The organism is Sulfitobacter sp. M85 (genome assembly GCF_029285915.1).
Classification (GTDB): domain Bacteria; phylum Pseudomonadota; class Alphaproteobacteria; order Rhodobacterales; family Rhodobacteraceae; genus Sulfitobacter; species Sulfitobacter faviae.
Genome location: NZ_JABECQ010000002.1, coordinates 211,595 through 230,354, shown reverse-complemented (window position 1 = coordinate 230,354; position 18,760 = coordinate 211,595). Strand labels below are relative to the sequence as shown.

Genomic DNA, 18,760 nt, shown 5'->3' with positions numbered 1-18,760 from the left:
TCAGCACATCGGCCTCCTTGGATTGGTCATTGCTTGGGCAGTTGCCGCGATCAGCTGGTCAGCGCGCCGCCAGCCAGCACGGTCACCGCGCGGCGGTTCTTGGCATAGCAAGCCTCGGCCGAGCAAATCTCGATCGGGCGCTCCTTGCCGTAGCTGATGGTCTTGAGCCGCGAGGCCGCGATCCCGCGTGAGATCATGTATTCGCGCACCGCGTTGGCGCGGCGACCGCCAAGGGCAATGTTGTATTCGCGTGTGCCCTGCTCATCGGCGTGGCCTTCGATCACGGCTTGGTAGTCGGAATTGGCCTGAAGCCATGCGACCTGCCCGTCAAGCGTGGCGCGGCCTTCGTCGGTCAGGGTGGATTGGTCCACAAGGAACAGCACCCGGTCGCCCACGGCCTGCTGGAAATAGGCGGTGGAGGTCGGGTCATTCGCGCTGCCCGGCACCACGCCGGCGTTGACCCCGGCCCCTGCATTTGCCCCGCCCATGCCATCGGCACCAAAGCGGTCAGGGTTGGTACAGGCCGACACGGCCAATGCGGAAATCAAAAGCGTGCTGGTCAGAATGCGTTTCATGGGGTCTGCCTTCTATGTGGTGGCGTTATCGTTGCTGGTATTAACACAGGCGCGGGATCATTGGAATTGCCCGCACCCGTGGGTGGCATGTGGAAACCTTAGTCTTGCAGCGGTGACCACGAGGGGTCAGAGCCGCCTTCGGGCGTGCGCACAGGCTTGAGGTTGCGCCCCGAAATATCGACGGAATAGAGCGAGGAAGACCCGCCCGCCCCTTGGGTTTCGCGCGCGAACATGATGACCCGCCCGTTGGGGGCCCAAGTCGGACCCTCATCAAGGAAAGAAGCGGTCAGCAGACGCTCTTCCGAGCCATCCAGCCGCATGACACCGATGTGGAAGCGGCCCTTGTTCTGCTTGGTGAAGGCCACCAGATCCCCGCGCGGCGACCAGACGGGCGTGCCGTAGCGCCCCTCGCCAAAGGAAATCCGCGTCGCCTCGCCCCCGGTGGCGGGCATGACATAAAGCTGCGGGCTGCCGGAACGGTCACTTTCAAAAACGATCTTGCTGCCATCGGGCGAGAAGCTCGGCGCCGTCTCGATCGCGGGGGTGTTGGTCAGGCGCACCGACTGGCCGCTGTTGATGTCCATCGAGTAGATATCCGTGTTGCCGCCTTGGCTCAGCGAATAGACGACCGTCTGACCGCTGGGCGAGAACCGCGGCGCGAAGGCCATGGAGCCTTCGGCGCTTTGCAGCGCGCGGCGTTGGACGGTGCCGATGTCGAGCACATAAATGCGCGGGAAGCCGCTTTCATAGCTGGTGTAGAGCACACGGTCCCCGCTGGGCGAAAAACGCGGCGCCAGCACGATAGAGCCGGATTCGGTGAGGTATTTCAGGTTCGCCCCGTCATAGTCCATCACGGCCAGACGTTTCTGGCGATTGTCCTTCGGCCCGGTCTCGGAGACGAAAACCACGCGGCTGTCGAAATAGCCGCCCTCGCCGGTGATCCGGCTGTAAACCGCATCGGCCACCTTATGCGCCATGCGGCGCCAGCCGTCGACGGTGCCGCTAAATTGCAAACCGCCCTGCCCGCTGGCATCCAGCAGCTCTTCACCCGAGAAGACGTCATAGACGCGAAATTTCACGTTCACGCTATTGCCGGTGACATTGACCGCCCCGGTGATCAGCGCCTGCGCGTTGATCGCCTTCCAATCGGCATATTCCACCGGCGCATTGAAGTCGCTCACGGTAGAAATATAGGCGCTGGCCGGAATCTCGCGGAACAGGCCAGTGCCGGTCAGATCGTCCGAGACGACGCGGGCGATGTCGACGGCCAATTGCCCCGCCTCACCGCTTTCGGGCTGAAAGCTGGGGACGGCAAAGGGCAAGGGTTCGATGGTCGGGTCGTCGATCACGATGCGCAACGGCTCGGCGCGCGCGGTGTCCGGGGCTGCCGCGAAGACGGTCGCGGCCCCCAGTGCCAGAAGTCCCAGAAGTCTCGTCAGCATGTTATCGGCTCCTCATTGGATCGAATGTCATCTCGATGTCTTGCCACTGGCTGTATTTTTCTTGTGGCAGGTCGTAGCCGCGGCTGCCGCAGCGGATGATTGCACGTTTGGCCGCCTCGAAGGCCTGCCTTGCTGCGGCATCGCCACCGCCCGAGGCGCTGAGCATCCGGATCGACCCGATTACCGGCGTGCCGTCCTGATTCATCTGCAGCCCCACGATCACCGTGGTCCGCGCCGCTTCGGTCGACAGCGCGCCGATGTTCCAGCAGGCGGAAACCGCGACGCGCAGGCTCTCGCGCTCGCCCGACGACAGCGGCGGGCCGCTCGGCACCGGGGCTTCGGCCTCCGGCTGGCCGAGGACTTCGCTCAGCGCATCGGCGATGGCGTCTTCGGTCGTGTCCTGCGCAGGTTCCTCGGCGGGCTCCGGTGTCGGTTCGGGGGCGGCTTCCTCCTCGGGTTCCTCCGGGGCCTCGGCCACCTCGACGGGCGGCGGCGGGGCCGGACGGCGACCGGGCGGACGGGCCGAGGCCGCCGGGGCCTGATCGGCCTCGGTCACGATCTCGGTCGTGCTGTCCTCAGGCGTCTGCGCCTCTTGCGGCTCTTCTTCGACGGCAACTTCCGGCTCGGCCTCGGGCTCGGGCGCGACGGCGGGCTGTTCGTCAAGGTCGGGGCGCGCTTCGGGCTCGGGCGGGGCCACGGGCTCGGGCGCCACGCGCGGGGCCTCGCGGGGGCGGGCCTCGGGGGCGATCTCGGGCACCAGAACGGCGGTGTCGCCGATGGGCTCGTTCAGTTCGGGCGCGCTGTCGTCCACTTCGGTCTGCGGCGGCAGTTCCAGCTCGGTCACCTCGGGCGGCCTGTCCTCGGGCGGGGTCTCGGTCTGCACCGGCTCGGGCTGTTCGATCTCGGCATCCGGCTCGGCGCTGACATCGGGCGCCTCCTCGCTCGGTGCGGGCAATGCGGGCTGGGCCACCTCGGTAGTCGAAGCGGGCGGCTGCTGGGCCGCGACGAGCGCGTCATATTCCGCCGCCGAGATCACCGAGACCTCGGTCATCTCGACCGGGTCCGGCTCGGAGGTGAAGATATTCCCGAACAAAAGCCAGCCGATAAGACCCAGATGCCCGGCACCTGATATGTAATGCCCGGTATGCACCGCTCAGCCACCCGACGTGTCGCTGCCGTCCATCGCCGGGCCGCCGATGTCGGTCACTAGACCGATGTTGGAAAATCCGCCCGCGTTGAGCGCGCCCATGACCTCCATGACCTGCGCATAGGGCACCGCGCCATCGGCGCGCAGGAAGACCCGGTCGCTGGCCCGCTCGGCCGCGATGGCGCGCAGCTTGGTCACCAGCTGGTCGCGTGGCGTGTCGGTGGTCTGGATCTGCACCGCGCCTTGGGCGGTGACGGTGACGGTCAGCGGCTCTTCCTGCTCGGCTGGCAGGGCCGTGGCGGCGGTCTTGGGCAGTTCCACCGGCACGCCGACGGTGAGGAGCGGGGCCGCGACCATGAAGATGATCAGCAGCACCAGCATCACGTCCACGAAGGGCGTGACGTTGATCTCGGCCATCGGCTGGGCGCGGCCGCGCCGCCGCCCCTTGCCGCCTTGCTTTTTCATGACACCCGCACCCATGGCTTAGCTGTCCAACTGGCGGCTGAGGATGGTCGCGAATTCGTCCGAGAAGGCCTCGTAGGTGCCGAGGATCCGGTCACTGTCGGCGCTCAGCTTGTTGTAGAAGACCACCGCCGGGATCGCGGCGAGAAGGCCGATGCCGGTCGCCAGAAGCGCCTCGGCGATGCCCGGGGCCACAACGGCGAGGTTGGTGTTCTGCTGGGCCGCGATCTCGATGAAGGAGTTCATGATGCCGAAGACGGTGCCGAACAGCCCGACGAAGGGCGCGGTGGAGCCCACGGTCGCCAGCACCGGCAGCCCCTTTTGCAGGCGCTCGGCCTCCTTGGCGATGGCCACGTCCATCGACCGGTCGATGCGCGCGGTGGCGCCGGGAATGAGCGCCCCGTCCTCGCGGTGGGAGCGGCGCCATTCCGACATGCCGGCGGCGAAGATCTTCTCCGACGGGCCGTCGGGATCGGCGCCAATCGTGTCAAAGAGACCGTCCAAAGGCTCACCCGACCAGAAGGCCCGATCGAACTGCGCCGCCTCTGCACGGGCTTTGCGGTATTGGATGGTTTTCTGAATGATGATCGACCAAGACCAGAAAGAGGCCCCGATCAGCATGATCATTACAAGTTTGACCGTGACCGTCGCCTTCGCGAACAGACCCCACAGGGAGAAATCGATCCCCTGTGCCAATGCCAGCGTCTCTGCTTCCATTTAACTATGCTCTTTTACTGCCGCCCCTTCGGGGCATTCTGCCTCTGGGTTCTATCTCTGGGCCCTATTTTCCGGCCTCAATTTGGAGCAAAGCTAACGGACTGCAACCTAGATTGCCAGAATTATGGTATCACCGCGCCGGATCGCCGTCCGACAAGCGGAGTTTCGCTGGCAGCCGCGTGGGTTTTCCGCCCGTTGTCATGCAAACGGCGGTAACTTTGGCGCGAAAGATGACCTTGCCATCGCGCAGCACGTCTTGGTCGAACACCCAACGCACCGGCCCTTCGGCCTGATGGGTCGTCTGCACCTCCAGCCGGTCGCCAAAGCGCGCGGCGCCGAGGTAATCCGCCTCCACCCGCGTCACGACAAAGACCAGCCCCTCGTCGCGCATGGCGCGTTGATCAAGGCCGATCTGTTCGACAATGTCCGACCGCGCCCGTTCGATATAGCGCAGGTAGTTGGCGTAATAGACGACACCCGCCATATCGGTGTCTTCATAGAAGATGCGGACCGGGAAGCTATGGCTCATGACGCCACCTGCACCCGCGCGGCAAGGCGCAGCGCGTGGCTAGCATCATTGGCGGCGGGGGGCATCACCGGGTCATAGGCGGCGCGGATCACATCCGCCACCTCGGGGCGCAGCACCAGCGCGTCATCGGCCATCGCCAGCGGGGATTGCTCCTGAAAGGCATCCTCGGACCACAAAAGGATGACCTGCACCGCTTGGCTCAGCGCCAGCACCTGCGCGGACATGTCTTGCAGGCTCTCGTCCATGCGCAGGAAGACGAAAGCCGCCTTGATCGCGCCGTTCTCGTCGAAACGGAAGAAACGGTACTGGTTCGCCCCCGCGGCCTGCAGCCGCTCGACCTGCGCCGCGAGGTCGGGCACCAGCCCATCCATACCCGGCACGTCCAAAAGCTCCGCCCAATCGGCGAAGAAGAACATCATCAGGTTGCTGCCCAACTCCGGGTCGGTTTCGGCCATGTCGTGACCGGCAAGCGTGGCCACCGCTTCGAGCGCGCCTTTCACCACCGGCAGCGCCTCTTCCTCGATCCCGAAAGCCACGGGGGCGATGGGACGGCCCCAGCGGGCAAAGGCGAACTGCCCGTCGCGGCGGGTGAAAAGGGTCTCGATCTGCTCTGCGGTCATCGTCATCTGGTCTACCTTCGCTCCGAAACGTCAGCCAAAAAGGTCGCTCTGCCCTCTGGGCGCGGCAAGCCCGAGATGGCTCCACGCCTTGGCGGCCAACATCCTGCCGCGCGGGGTACGCTGGATCAGCCCCTGCTGCAACAGGAACGGCTCGATGACCTCCTCCAGCGCATCGCGGCTTTCCGAAAGCGCGGCGGAAAGCGTCTCGATCCCCACCGGGCCGCCCTGGTAATTCTCGGCCATCAGGCGCAGGTAGCGCCGGTCGGCCCCATCGAGGCCGAGGTGATCGACCCCGAGCCGGGTCAGCGCCATATCCGCCAACTCGCGCGTCACGCGGCCATCGCCTTCGACCACGGCGAAATCCACCACCCGGCGCAACAGCCGCCCGGCGATACGCGGCGTGCCGCGGGCGCGTTTGGCGATCTCGCGCGCGCCGCCTTCGTCCGCCGGGGCGCCGAGCTTGCGGGCGTTGCGGTCGACGATGATGTAAAGCTCGTCCTCGGTGTAGAACTGCAGCCGCGTCGGAATGCCGAAACGGTCGCGCAGCGGCGTCGTCAGAAGCCCCATGCGGGTGGTGGCGCCCACCAGCGTGAAGGGCTGCAACTCGATCCGCACGGTGCGCGCGGCGGGGCCTTCGCCGATCACCAGATCAAGCTCGAAATCCTCCATCGCCGGGTAGAGCACCTCTTCGACCGAGGCGTTCAGTCGGTGGATCTCGTCGATGAAAAGCACGTCGCGCGCCTCGAGATTGGTGAGGATCGCGGCAAGGTCACCGGCTTTGGCCAGCACCGGGCCGGAAGTCATGCGAAAGCCCACGCCAAGCTCGCGCGCCATGATCTGCGCCAGTGTCGTCTTGCCCAAGCCCGGCGGCCCGTGGAACAGCGTGTGATCCATCGCCTCGCCGCGCTGGCGGGCCGACTGGATGAAGACCGACAGGTTCGCCCGCGCCTCCGCCTGCCCAACGAATTCGCTGAGCATTTGTGGCCGCAGCGCGCGGTCGGTGTCTTCGGGCAGCGGGTCGGGCCGCACGGTTGGGTCGATGTCGGTCATAGGGCCTCGTTATGCCGTAGGGTGCGTGGTTCTTCCAGCGGAAGGTTCACGCACCAGCCGCCGCGCGCATTCATGCTCACCCCTTCGGCGCCAGCAGTTTCAGCGCCGCGCGAATGAGCGCCTTGGTATCGGCCTCGGGCGTCTCGCCTGCCGCCTGCGCCACGGCGCCCGCCGCATCGCCCGGGGCATAGCCGAGGTTACCGAGCGCCGAAAGCGCCTCGGACTGGGCAGAGGCATTGGGGGCGGCAGGTTTCGGCGCGGGGCGCGGGGCGGCAGCTTCAATCACCGCCTCGTCGGCGGCGGCCTCAGTCTCGCCCATGGCGTCGGCCACGGTGCCGGTCATCGCCATGACGCCGGGCGCCTTGTCCTTGAGGTCAAGCACCACGCGTTGGGCGATCTTGGGCCCGATGCCCTTCGCGGCCTTCACCGCGTTCCAGTCACCAAGCGCGATGGCGCGGCTCACGCCATCCGGCCCCAGCGTGCCGAGGATCGCGAGCGAGGCCTTGGCCCCCACCCCCTGCACCGAGGTCAGCAGCCGGTGCCACTCCTTCTCCACCAGCGTCTGGAAGCCGAGAAGCTGCATCAAGTCCTCGCGCACCACGAGGTCGGTATAAAGCGCCACCGCCTCGCCCACGCCCGGGAGTGCTGCCATGGTTCGGTCGGAGACATAGACGAGGTAACCCACCCCGCGCACGTCGATCAGCACATGATCCGTAGCGCGGTAGTCGATGCGGCCCGAAAGCTTGCCGATCATGCGCTTGCCCTCGCCACCGCCTGCGCCAGCGTGCTCGCCCCGCCGTGATGCGCGTGGCAGATCGCGATGGCCAGCGCGTCGGCGGCATCCGGCCCCGCAATCTCGATCCCCGGCATCTGCATCTTAACCATATGCGCCACCTGTCCCTTATCCGCATGGCCGACGCCGACCACGGTTTTCTTGACCTTGTTGGGGGCATATTCGCCCACCGTCAAACCAAACTGCGCGGGCACCAGCATGGCGATGCCCCGCGCCTGCCCCAGCTTCAACGTCCCGGCGCCATCCTTGTTCACGAAGGTCTGCTCAACCGCTGCCGCTTGGGGCCGCCATGCCGTCAGCACGCGCGTAAGCTGCCCATGCAAGGACAAGAGCCGCGCGCCAAGGTCGTCGCCTTCGGAGTGACAGATGCCATTGGCCACATGGGCGATTCGGCTGCCCGAGACATCGATCACGCCCCAGCCCAGATTGCGCAGCCCCGGATCTATGCCGATCACCCGTATCATCTCTGCCCCTCGATAAAATTGTTGCTTTTTTGGTGCACTAGCACGAAAGGCGAACATCGCAAAGCCCTGAAGCGTGGCGGGCGCTTTGCGACAGGCGCTCTGTCGCTTTTAAACCGCGGTGTCGAATTGCGCCTCTCCATGGTTCAAAACCGACATGCCGGGCGGTGAATTTTTCCCGTAATGAGAGTGGGTTAACCCTGTTTTCGACCCATGCAAAAAACGCAGGCCTCACTGTCGTTTTTGAGGGATTGCGCGGGGCGAATTTCGGGCATACTTGCCAAAAATTCCGTTCGGTAAGGAAGGCCATCCTGCCCTCCTGCCGGCGCAACCTGAGATCAAACAAAGGACGGCCCCATGGCAGCTTTCGACACCACCCGCACCGCTTACGGCTCCCCCTCGGCCGTCACACGTATCCTTGGCTTTTTCGGCGCCTTCTTCGCTGCGGTTGAGGCTTGGCAAGACAGCCGCGCCACCCGCAAGGCGCTGTCGGACCTGACCGATCTCGAATTGCAAGACATCGGCTTGATCCGGGGCGACATTGACCTTGTGGCGCAGAACCACTTCGTGCGTTGACCCTACGGGATAAACATCAGCCCCATTAGAAAAGCCGTAGCGGAGAGCCTCCGCTACGGCTTTTTCTTTACGCAAGGGGCGGTGCCACGTTACCGCATGATCGGGCCGGTCAGCTCGGACAATGTCTGGGTCACCGGGTCGATGGCCATCATCTTGGCGCCGATCTGCTCAAGGTTCGACCCATTGGCGAGGCGCGAAAGGCGTTCGTTATAGGTCACCGGGCCGATCGCGGCGAGGGTGAAGGCTTTGAAGCCGAAAAACACCAGAACGATCAGGAAAAGCCCTGTCATCGGGAACCCCCGGCGGGCGCGTTTCGGCAAGACGGAGATCAGCCCGTCGCGTCCGACGCGGGTGACATGTCCTCGTTCCAGCTTCCGATGCTTGCGCCCCAGAAGTTCGATCCGTTTCGCGAATTGAGCGTGTCCTTCAGCCATCACAGCCTCCGTAGCAATCCGGCCCCCACCGTTTGCTGCCAATTTGAATAAAGTCCAAATGTGGCAACAAAGCGGCAAAAGGCTCGAATGCAACGAAAATGAGGCGTGAATTATACTTTCGTTTGAAGCGTCAGTGTCGTCCAGTCACCAATGCTCTCGCGGTGGGTCAGATTGATGCCAGATCGTGCATAAACCTCGATCACCTCTTCCGCCTGTTCGTTCAGCAGGCCGGAGAGAATCGCATAGCCGCCGGGTTGGAGCGCCGCCGCCATGTCGGGGGCCAGCGCCACCAGCGGTCCTTTGAGGATATTGGCAAAGACCAGATCGAAAGGCGCGGCTTCGGCCAGCGCGGGGTGGTCGAAGCCCGCCGCTTCCACGCAGGTCACGCGGCCCGTTAGCCCGTTGGCATCGACATTGGCCTGCGCCACTTCGACCGCGACCTCGTCGATGTCGCTGGCCAGCACGGTTTCCGGCCAGATGCGCGCGGCGGCCATGGCCAGCACCGCGGTGCCGCAGCCGATGTCGGCGACGTTGCGGCCGTGGAACCCCTCGTTCGCCAGCCGGTCCAGCGCCTTGAGACAGCCCAAGGTGGTGCCGTGATGCCCGGTGCCGAAGGCCATGGCGGCCTCGATCAGCAGCGGCTCGCAGTCTTCGGGCACCTTGTCCGCGTCATGGCTGCCGTAGACGAAGAAGCGGCCCGCCTCCACCGGCGCCAATTCGCGCCGGACATGGGCGACCCAGTCGGTCTCGGGCAGTTCGGAGACGGTGAATTCCTTGGCGCCCATGGCCTTGGCCAGCACGGCAAGTGCTGCGGTATCGGGCGCTTCTTCGAAGTAGCCGCCGACTTCCCACAGGCCCGAGCCGTCCTCGACCTCGAAAACACCCACGCCGGTGGGCTCAGGGGTCAGCCGCTCCATCGCCTCGCCCAGAGCATAGGCGGGGTCGCGGCCTTCAAGGGTGGTCAGGGCGGTGAAAGTGGGCATGGCGCGGTCCTTTGCTGCGGTGCGGTTGCGTTTCGCCTAGGGCCACGCGCGCGCCGGGTCAAGCCATGCCGGGTTTTGCCCGTTACTCGGCGGCCTGCGCCACGACAGGTTGAAAGATCGTCTCATGCCCCGGCGCGGGGTGGCGCGGGATCAGCAGCGATAACATCAAAGACACCGCCGCCATCCCTGCCGCAAGGAAGAACACTGCCGCCGGAGAGGCCAGCCACAGAAGCCCCAAGAGTACCGGCAGGAAGACCGCGGCGATATGGTTGATGGTGAAAGCCACCGCCGCCGTGGGCGCGATATCCGCCGGATCGGCGATCTTCTGGAAGTAGGTCTTCAGCGCCAATGCGAGGGCAAAGAACATGTGGTCAATGACATAGAGCGCCGCCGCGATCACCACGCCCCAGCCGAGGTAATAGACCCCGCCATAGGCCAGAAAGACCAAGATCAGTCCGATGTATTCCACCGCCAAGGTCCGGCGTTCGCCGAAATGGCCCACCGCGCGGCCCATCAGCGGGGCAAAGAGCATATTGGCGACAAGGTTGATGAGGTACAACATGGTGATCTCATGCACCTCAAAGCCGAAGCGCTCGACCATCATGAAGCCCGCGAAGACCACGAAGATCTGCCGCCGCGCGCCGGACATGAATTGCAGCGCGTAATAAAGCCAGTAGCGGCGGCGCAGCACCATTTTCTTGTTCTGCACCGTGGGCGCCTCGAACTGCGGATAGGCCAGCATGGCGGTGATCGCGATAGCGACGGTGACACCGCCACCGATCATATAGACGATGCTGTAGCTCAGGCTCAGCGTCTCCCACAGCGCCATGATCGCCAGATAGGCCACCAACGTGGCCAGCGAGCCCGCGGCCATGAGCCAGCCGATCATCCGCGGGGCGTCCTCGATCTTCAGCCATTGTAGTTGCAGCGACTGGTTCACCGTCTCGTAGTAGTGAAAGCCGATGGAGCTGAGCATGGTGATCGTCAGGATACCGCCCATGGAGGGGAAATAGGCCGTGACCGCCGTGGCCGCGCCCAGAAGCGCGAGCGAGACCAGCCCCAGCACCTGTTCGCGCATGAAGAGCAGGATGGCGATGACACCGATGGCGAAGAAGCCCGGGATCTCGCGCACCGTATGCAGCAGCCCGATGTCGGACCCGTCGAAATCCGCGACCTCGATGACGAAGTTATTGAGCAGCGCCGACCATGTATTGAAGGCAATCGGCATGGCCAGCGCCATGAGGAACAGCAGGGCCACGGGACGGCGCCAGAACGGCAGGCGCTTGGCCTCTTCGAGGGTGATAAAACGGGTCATGGCAATTCATTACGCCCAAGGCCCGGGGATGGCGAGAGAAAAGGACGATCCGGCTCAGGAGCCGGGCAGTGCCAGACCGGGGGCTGGCGCACACGAACTTTCAGGTGGGCACTTTATGGCAGCAACTCATATGAAACATGCGCAAGCCGCCACTCCGATAGCAAAAGCGCCAGACCATGGGCCGGTCTGGCGCTGCCCGGCGGCCTTCGGCCTTGATTCCGGGCTGTTTTGTTCGATGCAGATGCCCTGCCAGCCAGCCTCAATAAAAACTCTGCGGATCGATATCCACCGCCAGCCGCAAGTCCCCCTTGAGCCGCAGCCCGCCGACCCAGCGGCCCAGCGCCTCCTGCAACGCCACGCCTTTATCCGCCTTCACCAACAACCGCACCCGATGCCGCCCACGCACCCGCGCGATCGGCGCGGGCGCCGGGCCGAAGACCTGCGCCCCCACGGCACGCAAAGGCGCATCATGCCGCGCCAGATGGTTGCCCAGATCGAAGACCGCCGCCGCATCGCTGCCGCTCAGGATGATCCCCGCCATGCGCCCATAGGGCGGCACCCCGGCTTGCCGCCGTTCCCCGGCCTCGGCGGCCCAGAAGGCCTCCTCCTCACCCGCCAAGATCGCCCGGATCACCGGGTGCTCGGGCTGATAGGTCTGCAACAGCGCCGCGCCCGGCGCCTCGGCCCGGCCCGCACGCCCCGCCACCTGCCGCATCAGTTGGAACGTCCGCTCCGCTGCGCGCAGGTCCGACCCGGTGAGCCCGAGATCGGCGTCGATCACCCCCACCAGCGTCAGCTTGGGAAAGTTATGCCCCTTGGCCACCAGCTGCGTGCCGATGATGATATCCGCCGCCCCCTCGGCGATGCCTGCGATCTCGGCCTTGAGCGCGCGGGCCGAGCCGTACATGTCAGAACTCAGCGTCGCGATCCGCGCCTCGGGCCAGAGCGCTGCCGCTTCTTCGCCCAGACGCTCCACCCCCGGCCCCACGGGCGCGAGCTTGCCCTCGACCTCGCAAGAGGGGCAGGCCTCGGGCATCGGCTTGCTCTCACCGCATTGATGGCAGACGAGGCGTTTCAGGAACCGGTGTTCAACCATCCGCGCATCGCATTGGTCGCAGCCGATCTGCTCGCCACAGGCACGGCAAAGCGTGACCGGCGCATAGCCGCGGCGGTTGATGAAGAGCATCGCCTGTTCGCCGCGCGCCAGCCGCGCGTCGACCTCGCGCTTCATCTCGCCCGAAATCCATTTATCCCCCGGCAGCCCCGCCTGCCGCATGTCGATCGCGCCCATCTGCGGCATCACCGCCGGGCCGAAACGCGAGGTCAACTCCAGCCGCCGGTACTTCCCGGCCTCGGCATTGGCCCATGTCTCGAGGCTCGGCGTGGCGCTTGCGAGCACCACCTGCGCGCCGCAGATTGAGGCCCGCAGCACCGCCATGTCCCGCGCGTTGTAGAGCACGCCGTCTTCCTGCTTGTAGGAGGTGTCATGTTCCTCATCCACGACGATCAGCCCGAGGTTCTGGAACGGCAGGAACAGCGCCGAACGTGCGCCGATCACCAGTTGCGCATTGCCCTGCCCCACCATGCGCCAGATGCGGCGCCGCTCCGTCATGGTCACGCCCGAGTGCCATTCGGCGGGCTTGGCGCCGAAACGCTCTTCGACACGCTCCAAAAACTGTTCGGTGAGCGCGATCTCGGGCAGCAGCACCAGCGCCTGCCGCCCGGCCTGCACCGCCGCCGCCACGGCTTCGAGATAGACCTCCGTCTTGCCCGAACCGGTGACCCCGCGCAAAAGCGTGGTGCCGTAGGTCTCGGACTTGATCCCCTCGCGCAGCACTGCCGCCGCCTTGGCCTGATCCTCGGTCAGCGCCTTGCCCGGCAGCGAGGGATCGAGCGGGCGGAACGGCAGGTCGCGGGGGCTTTCCTCCTCGCGCACGGCGCCTTGGTCGACCAGCCCTTTCACGACCGAGGACGTCACCCCGGCCATCTCAGAAAGCTCCTTCAGCGTGAAAGCCAGATCGCCATATTCCTCCAGCACCGCCATGACCCGCTGGCGCGCATCGGTCATGCGCGACGGCACGCCCTCACCGGCCCGGTAGATTTTGCGCATCGAGGGCGGATCGCCCAGCCCCGGCGCACGGGTTGCCAACCGCAGCATGGCGGGCAGCGGGGTCAGCGTATAGGCTGCGGACCGTAGCAGAAACTCGCGCATCTCCTCGCGCATCGGCGGCGCGTCGAGCACCCGGATCACATGGCGCACCTTGTTGATGTCGTAATCCCCAGCCCCCGGCCCCCAGACCACACCCATCACCTTGCGCGGCCCCAGCGGCACCTCGACAAAGGCCCCTGCATGGCAACCGCCCTCGGGCGCGCGATAATCCAGCGCGCGGCCCAAAGGCTGGGTGGTCATCACCGACAACAACTCACCATGGTGGTAGAATTCAGCCATACCTGCTGCATGCTCCGTGTCGCTTGGGGGAATTGAGGCTTTAAGCATCGCAGATCATGCGGTAAAGCCAAGGCAACGAATTGACCCGATAGCGATCACATTCCAACCCGGAAGGAAAGCCCATGAAATTCTTCGTAGATACAGCCGAGATCGACGCCATCGCCGAACTCAACGACCTTGGCATGGTTGACGGCGTGACCACCAACCCCTCCCTGATCCTGAAATCGGGCCGCAACATCCTTGAAGTCACCAAAGAGATTTGTGACCTCGTCGATGGCCCCGTCTCCGCCGAAGTCGTGGCGCTGGAAGCCGACGCGATGATCGCCGAGGGCCGCAAACTGGCCGAGATCGCCGACAACATCACCATCAAACTGCCGCTGACATGGGACGGGCTGAAAGCCTGTAAGGTTCTGTCGGGCGAAGGTCACATGATCAACGTAACACTCTGCTTCTCGGCGAACCAAGCGCTGATCGCGGCCAAGGCGGGCGCGACTTTCATCTCGCCCTTCATCGGGCGTCTCGACGACATCAACCTCGATGGCATGGACCTGATCCAAGACATCCGCACCATCTATGACAACTACGGTTTCGAGACGCAGATCCTCGCCGCCTCCATCCGCAGCGTGAACCACATTCTGGACGCCGCACGCATCGGTGCCGACGTGATGACCGCGCCGCCAGAGGTGATCAAGAAACTGGCCGCGCATCCGCTGACCGACAAGGGGCTGGAGCAGTTCATGGCCGATTGGAAAAAGACCGGTCAGAACATCCTCTGATCCGGCCTTAACGCGCGAACATCAAACCCCTTCCGCCCGTGGCGGAGGGGGTTTTTCTTTGCCTTAGGCCGCACTCCCTTCGACCGTCAGGTGATCGCCCGACCACAGGCCCGGACGCACCTCGGCCTCGGCCGCGCCTGCGCGGATGCGGCGGCATTGCCCCACGGGGATCGCCGGGGCTTGCAAGACCAGATCCATGCCCTGCGCCGCCGTCTGGGGCGGCAGGGCCGCATGCATCCCGTCCAATGCCACCGACACATCGCAGGGCAGATAGACGCTCGCCCCGCCCACGCCGGTATCCTCTTGCCATGGGGTCAGCGGCGCGCCGACGGCGCCGACACAGCAGACGGCGGTTTGCAATTCGATCGCCCGCGCCCGCGCACAGCTGAACACACGGTTATAGCCGGTGATCATATCGGTCTTGGCGGGAATGATCACCAGATCGAGGTTCAGCTCCCCCAGTTTTGACCAGAGCGCGGTATATTCCGCATCAAGACAGATCGCGATGACACAGCGCAAACCGTTCCACTCGAACAGGTTGATCCCCGTGCCCGCGATGGTCACGCCGCTGGCGCCATTCGCCTCAAGCGGGGTCAGGCTCAGCTTGTTCTGCACTTGCAGCCCGCCATCGGGGGTTAGAAACCACGCTTGATTAAGGTAACCTTCGGGTGCATCGACCGAAGGGAAGGCCACGGGAAAGGTGCCGGGCAGCAGGGCCACGCCGGCTTGCTCAACCATGCGCCGCATCGGGTCGAGCGCCAGCGTGGCGGTCTGCGCGAGCCAGCCAAGCTGCTCTTCCGCAGGTAAGTCGGCGGGGGCGAAACTCAGCCACTGCGCGCAGCAGAACTCGGGCATCACCAAAAGCTGCGCCTCGCGCGCGGCGGCCTGCTGCAACCGCGTCTCGACACTGGCGAGCCAGCTTTGCAGCGAGTCCGGCGCGACCTGAAGGTTGGCGGCCCAAAGATCGACAGAGACATGTTCCATGTAAGATTTCCTCTCCCGGCAAAGACCTGTTCCACCGCATCCGGGGATATGCGGCAGGCTTCGATCAGCTACGCGCGGCCCTACGGCTGAAATCCGCGCGTCGACCGGGGCTAACACGTCTGCGCCGCTTTTGTTCCGCCGGGCTTCGTTCTACATCCCGGCTTGACGCAATGCGGCAACAAAGATCGCAGGCGGCAGCACCCGTGACCAATTGGGGGCAGATCTTGACGCCCCAGCATGCTATGACACCGCAAATCAAAAAGAGACGCCCATGAGCAGCAGCCCCAAAATCGACGACGCCCTGCGGGAGGCGATCATCTCAGCGCCTGACGTCATTCTTGACGACAGCGACGTGATGCAGGCGCTGATCGCGGCCAATGAAAAGGCCATGGGCGGCAATATCGTCGATCTGCGCGGCATCGCGATGGAGCGGCTGGAAACCCGTCTTGACCGGCTGGAGGACACCCACCGCAGCGTGATCGCGGCGGCCTATGAGAACCTCGCCGGGACCAACCAGATCCACCGTGCCATCCTGCGCATGCTCGACCCGGTGGAGTTCGAGACCTTCCTGCGCAACCTCGGCGGCGAAGTGGCCGATATCCTGCGCGTCGATGCGGTGCGGCTGGTGTTGGAATCTACTCAGAACGACAATGACCCGGCGGTGCAGCGCTTGGGCGATGTGCTCAGCGTGGCCGAACCGGGGTTCATCGACGACTACCTGAGCCAAGGGCGCGGCGGCATGGTGCGGCAGGTGACCCTGCGCGCGCTGCAAGATGGGTCCGAAGCGCTTTATGGCAGCAAGGCGGGGTGGATCCGCTCGGAAGCCTGTCTCAAGCTTGATTTCGGCCCCGGTCGGCTGCCCGGCCTGTTGGTCATGGGCGCCGAAGACCCGCATATGTTCGGCCCGCAACAGGGCACCGATCTGCTCACCTTCTTTACCGGCGTGCTGGAGCGATCCATGCGCCGCTGGCTGTCTTGAGCGAGAAGGCAAATCCGCTGCTGATCAGCCCCGCCGCGCGGGACGCGCTTCAGACGTGGTTGGAACACCAAAGCGCGCTCAAGGATGCGGCCGAAAATACGATCATCGCCTACCGGGGCGATGTGACCGAATTTCTTACCTTCATGACGCTGCATAAGGGCGACACCCAAGGTCTGGGGGCGTTGGCGAAAATCACCATCAGCGATATGCGCGCATGGATGGCCAGCACCCGCAGCGGCGGGGCGGGGTCACGCTCTGTCGCGCGCAAACTCTCGGCGGTGAAAGCCTTTTACCGCTGGCTGGCCGAGCGGGAGGGGTTCGAGCCCACTGCGGTCCTCCTCGCCCGGTCGCCCAAGTTCACCAAGAAACTGCCCCGCCCGCTGGCCGAAGACGCCGCCCGCGCGCTGATCGACTGTGTCGAGACCCAAGCCCGCGCGCCATGGGTCGCGGCGCGTGACGTGGCGGTGCTGACCCTGCTCTGGGGCTGCGGACTGCGGATTTCCGAAGCGCTGGCGCTGAAAGGCGGCGATGCGCCCCTGCCCGCCAGCCTGCGCATCCTTGGCAAAGGCGGGAAGGAACGGGTCGTGCCGGTCTTGCCCGCCGCCCGCGCCGCGGTCGCAGACTACCGCGCCCTCTGCCCGCACCCGCGTGAGGCGCAGGCCCCGCTGTTCCGCGCCATCCGCGGCGGTGGTTTGGGCGCGCGCGCCGTGGCGCAGGTGATGGCCGATGCGCGGATGCAACTGGGCCTGCCCGCCAGCGCCACGCCCCACGCCATGCGCCACAGCTTTGCCACCCATCTGCTCGACGCGGGCGGTGATCTGCGCGCCATTCAGGAGCTTCTGGGCCATGCCTCCCTCTCGACCACGCAGGCCTATACCGCCGTCGATACCGCGCGGCTGATGGAGGTCTATAACAACGCCCATCCCAAGGCGGGCCGCTGAGCCCCTTGCACCCCGCGCGTCAATCGCCATATTGGCCCCAAGCGAGGACGACCTCCCCCATTTGGGCAGCCACTCGGGACGACCCGACCAATACCGGGACCACCCCATGCGCAGCACCGCAGACCGCATCCGCCACGCCCTTAGTTTTGAGATCATCGCCCTGCTGATCGTCACCCCCGCCAGTGCTTGGCTCTTTGACAAGCCCATCGGCCATATCGGCGTCGTCGCCGTGGTCAGCGCCAGCATCGCGACGGGGTGGAACTATCTCTACAACCTCGGCTTCGACCACGCCCTGCGCCGGTTGCGCGGCACGGTGAAAAAGACGGTGCCGATCCGCGTGCTTCATGCCGTGAGTTTCGAGATCGGGCTGCTCTTCGTGCTCTTGCCCTTCATCGCGTGGTATCTAGAGATTTCTCTGCGCGAAGCCTTCTTGATCGACGTGTCCCTGGCGGTGTTTTACCTGATCTACGCCTTCGTGTTTAACTGGATCTACGACGTGCTCTTCCCCGTCTCGGAACCCGCAAACGCGTCTTAATCTGCCCTGAGGCGGCGAACGAATTCCGCCGCCGCTTCCGCCGGATCACGCGCCCCATCGGCCACGGCATCGCTGAGCCGCGTCAGATCGTCCTTGGCCTGCGGGGTCTCAAGCTGCGCCAAAAGCCGCTGCTTCACGTCCTGCTCAAACCAATAGCGCGCCTGTGCGGCGCGGGTGCGGTCCCAGAACCCGTTTTCGCGGCGCCAGTCGGTCAGTTCCTGCAAGGCGGCCCAAGTCTCCTCTAGCCCGTTTTCTTCCAGCGCAGAGACGGCGGTGGCACGCGGAAAGCCCTCGGGGTCTTGCGGGCGCTTGCGCAACAGGCGCAGGGCACCGGCATAGTCAGCGCGGGTGCGCGCGGCGGTGGATTTCAGATCGCCGTCGGCCTTGTTGATGACGATAAGGTCGGCAATCTCCATGATGCCGCGTTTCACGCCCTGCAACTCGTCCCCGCCAGCGGGGGCCAGAAGCAGCACGAAGGCATCCGACATCTCGGCCACGACAGTCTCCGACTGGCCCACGCCCACGGTCTCGATCAGCACCACGTCAAAGCCCGCCGCCTCGCAGAGCCGCACCGCCTCGCGCGAGCGGCGCGCGACGCCGCCCAGGTGGGTCTGGCTGGGCGAAGGGCGGATGAAGGCATTGGGGTCGCGGCTCAGCCGGTCCATCCGCGTCTTGTCGCCGAGGATCGAGCCGCCGGTGCGCGCCGAACTGGGGTCCACCGCAAGCACCGCCACGCGTTTGCCCTGCCCGGTCAGCATCATGCCGAAGCTTTCGATGAAGGTGGATTTGCCCACACCGGGCGTGCCCGAAAGCCCGATGCGCAGCGCCTGCCGGTCGGTGGGCAGCTTCGCCAACAGCTCCGCCGCCGCCGCGCGGTGATCGGCGCGGCCCGATTCCACCAAGGTGATCGCCCGTGCCAATGCGCGGCGCTCTCCTGCTATGATGCCTTCGGCCAATGTCTCGATATCCATGGGGCAACTTTTGCGGGGGCG

21 protein-coding genes are annotated in these 18,760 nt (G+C 65.2%); 5 read left to right on the top strand and 16 right to left on the bottom strand.

The window, feature by feature from the left end; all coding sequences use genetic code 11:
* Positions 1-50: 50 nt before the first annotated feature.
* The 10 genes from pal to ruvC form a co-directional block, all read right to left on the bottom strand.
* Complete coding sequence (pal, locus tag HKX24_RS04955) at positions 51-575, bottom strand: peptidoglycan-associated lipoprotein Pal (protein WP_067262930.1); 525 nt, start codon at positions 573-575, stop codon at positions 51-53.
* 98 nt (positions 576-673) lie between these two features.
* On the bottom strand, positions 674-2,017 hold the full coding sequence (gene tolB, locus HKX24_RS04950; RefSeq protein WP_271688056.1) for a Tol-Pal system beta propeller repeat protein TolB: 1,344 nt from the start codon (positions 2,015-2,017) through the stop codon (positions 674-676).
* Between the two features lies 1 nt (position 2,018).
* Positions 2,019-3,167, bottom strand: a complete 1,149-nt coding sequence (locus tag HKX24_RS04945; protein WP_271693150.1) for an energy transducer TonB — start codon at positions 3,165-3,167, stop codon at positions 2,019-2,021.
* Positions 3,168-3,170: 3 nt separating this feature from the next.
* A complete protein-coding gene (tolR, locus tag HKX24_RS04940) occupies positions 3,171-3,644 on the bottom strand; it encodes a protein TolR (protein ID WP_209218187.1) in 474 nt (157 codons plus the stop codon).
* A gap of 3 nt (positions 3,645-3,647) precedes the next feature.
* Positions 3,648-4,343 carry a protein TolQ gene (tolQ, locus tag HKX24_RS04935; protein WP_271688060.1) on the bottom strand — a complete coding sequence of 232 codons (696 nt, stop codon included), beginning with the start codon at positions 4,341-4,343 and terminating at the stop codon, positions 3,648-3,650.
* 130 nt (positions 4,344-4,473) lie between these two features.
* Positions 4,474-4,872: a YbgC/FadM family acyl-CoA thioesterase gene (locus HKX24_RS04930; RefSeq protein WP_209218189.1), complete on the bottom strand. Its 399-nt coding sequence runs from the start codon at positions 4,870-4,872 to the stop codon at positions 4,474-4,476.
* Positions 4,869-5,492, bottom strand: a complete 624-nt coding sequence (locus tag HKX24_RS04925) for a hypothetical protein (protein WP_271693792.1) — start codon at positions 5,490-5,492, stop codon at positions 4,869-4,871. Before HKX24_RS04925 ends, HKX24_RS04930 begins: the two co-directional genes overlap by 4 nt.
* Positions 5,493-5,522: 30 nt before the next feature.
* Positions 5,523-6,542 (bottom strand): Holliday junction branch migration DNA helicase RuvB, encoded by a 1,020-nt coding sequence (gene ruvB / locus HKX24_RS04920; RefSeq protein WP_271693148.1) that lies wholly within the window; start codon positions 6,540-6,542, stop codon positions 5,523-5,525.
* A 76-nt stretch (positions 6,543-6,618) separates the two neighbouring features.
* Positions 6,619-7,296, bottom strand: coding sequence for a Holliday junction branch migration protein RuvA (gene ruvA / locus HKX24_RS04915; RefSeq protein WP_271693147.1), 678 nt, complete (start codon positions 7,294-7,296; stop codon positions 6,619-6,621).
* Entirely contained in the window at positions 7,293-7,799 is a 507-nt protein-coding gene (ruvC, locus tag HKX24_RS04910) for a crossover junction endodeoxyribonuclease RuvC (RefSeq protein ID WP_067263543.1), read from the bottom strand. The genes ruvA and ruvC overlap by 4 nt, the downstream gene beginning before the upstream one ends.
* A gap of 354 nt (positions 7,800-8,153) precedes the next feature.
* Between ruvC and HKX24_RS04905 the strand changes: the two genes are divergently transcribed.
* Positions 8,154-8,372: a DUF1127 domain-containing protein gene (locus HKX24_RS04905; RefSeq protein ID WP_209218191.1), complete on the top strand. Its 219-nt coding sequence runs from the start codon at positions 8,154-8,156 to the stop codon at positions 8,370-8,372.
* A gap of 89 nt (positions 8,373-8,461) precedes the next feature.
* Here the strand turns inward: HKX24_RS04905 and HKX24_RS04900 are convergent, their stop codons facing one another.
* From HKX24_RS04900 to HKX24_RS04885, 4 genes are all read right to left on the bottom strand, one after another.
* Positions 8,462-8,806 (bottom strand): hypothetical protein, encoded by a 345-nt coding sequence (locus tag HKX24_RS04900; protein ID WP_271693144.1) that lies wholly within the window; start codon positions 8,804-8,806, stop codon positions 8,462-8,464.
* A gap of 110 nt (positions 8,807-8,916) precedes the next feature.
* A complete protein-coding gene (locus HKX24_RS04895) occupies positions 8,917-9,789 on the bottom strand; it encodes a 50S ribosomal protein L11 methyltransferase (protein ID WP_271688066.1) in 873 nt (290 codons plus the stop codon).
* 82 nt (positions 9,790-9,871) lie between these two features.
* Positions 9,872-11,104 (bottom strand): MFS transporter, encoded by a 1,233-nt coding sequence (locus HKX24_RS04890; protein ID WP_271693143.1) that lies wholly within the window; start codon positions 11,102-11,104, stop codon positions 9,872-9,874.
* A gap of 259 nt (positions 11,105-11,363) precedes the next feature.
* A complete protein-coding gene (locus HKX24_RS04885) occupies positions 11,364-13,553 on the bottom strand; it encodes a primosomal protein N' (protein ID WP_271693141.1) in 2,190 nt (729 codons plus the stop codon).
* 122 nt (positions 13,554-13,675) lie between these two features.
* Between HKX24_RS04885 and fsa the strand changes: the two genes are divergently transcribed.
* Entirely contained in the window at positions 13,676-14,329 is a 654-nt protein-coding gene (gene fsa / locus HKX24_RS04880) for a fructose-6-phosphate aldolase (RefSeq protein ID WP_067263530.1), read from the top strand.
* Between the two features lie 63 nt (positions 14,330-14,392).
* On the opposite strand, the gene HKX24_RS04875 is transcribed toward fsa, so the two are convergent.
* Positions 14,393-15,313 (bottom strand): nitrilase-related carbon-nitrogen hydrolase, encoded by a 921-nt coding sequence (locus HKX24_RS04875; RefSeq protein ID WP_271693140.1) that lies wholly within the window; start codon positions 15,311-15,313, stop codon positions 14,393-14,395.
* A gap of 271 nt (positions 15,314-15,584) precedes the next feature.
* Between HKX24_RS04875 and HKX24_RS04870 the strand changes: the two genes are divergently transcribed.
* From HKX24_RS04870 to HKX24_RS04860, 3 genes are all read left to right on the top strand, one after another.
* Positions 15,585-16,292: a DUF484 family protein gene (locus tag HKX24_RS04870; protein ID WP_271693139.1), complete on the top strand. Its 708-nt coding sequence runs from the start codon at positions 15,585-15,587 to the stop codon at positions 16,290-16,292.
* Positions 16,289-17,233, top strand: coding sequence for a tyrosine recombinase XerC (locus tag HKX24_RS04865; protein WP_271693138.1), 945 nt, complete (start codon positions 16,289-16,291; stop codon positions 17,231-17,233). Before HKX24_RS04870 ends, HKX24_RS04865 begins: the two co-directional genes overlap by 4 nt.
* 106 nt (positions 17,234-17,339) lie before the next feature.
* On the top strand, positions 17,340-17,768 hold the full coding sequence (locus tag HKX24_RS04860) for a PACE efflux transporter (RefSeq protein ID WP_271693136.1): 429 nt from the start codon (positions 17,340-17,342) through the stop codon (positions 17,766-17,768).
* Here the strand turns inward: HKX24_RS04860 and meaB are convergent.
* The gene (meaB, locus tag HKX24_RS04855) at positions 17,765-18,739 is read right to left on the bottom strand and encodes a methylmalonyl Co-A mutase-associated GTPase MeaB (protein ID WP_271693134.1); all 975 of its coding nucleotides are present in this window, start codon (positions 18,737-18,739) and stop codon (positions 17,765-17,767) included. The genes HKX24_RS04860 and meaB overlap by 4 nt on opposite strands.
* Positions 18,740-18,760: the final 21 nt, after the last annotated feature.